Here is a 225-nt window from a genome sequence, read left to right as displayed (position 1 = left end):
AACAATATTGAAACTCGTCGCCGTGTCGGCTATATGTCGCAGGCATTTTCCCTATACAGCGAGCTGACCATTGTGCAGAATTTGGTCTTACATGCCAAATTATTTCATGTACCAAAAGAACAGATTGAGCCACGTGTACAGCTCATGCTGGAGCGTTTTGACCTGGAAGAAGTCAAAGAAAAACTGCCCGATGATTTGCCCTTGGGGGTTCGTCAGCGTTTATCG

The 225-nt window shown here is 45.8% G+C and carries 1 protein-coding gene; it reads left to right on the top strand.

The window, feature by feature from the left end:
• Positions 1 to 225, top strand: a 225-nt coding sequence (locus tag RRF55_RS28555; protein WP_439419378.1) for a hypothetical protein, incomplete at both ends; no start/stop codon positions are given.

The sequence above is a fragment of the Klebsiella sp. K47 genome, from assembly GCF_051858335.1.
Lineage (GTDB): Bacteria > Pseudomonadota > Gammaproteobacteria > Enterobacterales > Enterobacteriaceae > Klebsiella > Klebsiella pneumoniae.
Note: the sequence above shows the minus strand (reverse complement) of the source record. Positions and strands in the feature narration are given on the sequence as shown.